2 pseudogenes are annotated in these 425 nt (G+C 71.1%); both read right to left on the reverse strand.

The window, feature by feature from the left end:
* Positions 1–292, reverse strand: a pseudogene (locus JNB61_RS19875) (trimeric autotransporter actin-nucleating factor BimA); the annotation flags it as partial.
* 33 nt (positions 293–325) lie between these two features.
* Positions 326–382 (reverse strand): annotated as a pseudogene (locus JNB61_RS20700) (hypothetical protein); the annotation flags it as partial.
* Between the last annotated feature and the right edge of the window lie 43 nt (positions 383–425).

Here is a 425-nt window from a genome sequence, read left to right on the forward strand (position 1 = left end):
CTTCGGTACCGGCTGCCACATGGGTCACCTGGCGTTCGCCACCGGCCTTGCCGACGGCCACGGTGTTGTCACGGTCGGCCTTGGAGCCGGCACCGAGGGCGACACTGTTGCTGCCGTTGGCGGTGGCGTTGGCGCCCAGGGCCGTGGCATTGCTGCCGGCGGCCCACGAGTTCCAGCCGATTGCCGTGGCGTAGTCTTCGGTCGCCCATGCGCCGGCACCGAACGCCGCCGCACCGGTGCCACTGGCACGCGACGGGATCAGGCCGAAGAAGGTGCTGCCACCGATGGCCACGCTCTCCTCGCCGCTGTCCTCGCTGGACTGACCCACCGCCACGGCACCGGTACCGGCTGCAGCAGCACCGAAGCCGACGGCGGTCGTGTTGGCACCACTGGCCGCCGAGCCTTAGCCCAATGCGGTGCCGAGG

The organism is Microbacterium ureisolvens, from assembly GCF_019511645.1.
In the GTDB taxonomy this organism is placed as follows: Bacteria; Actinomycetota; Actinomycetes; order Actinomycetales; family Microbacteriaceae; genus Microbacterium; species Microbacterium ureisolvens_A.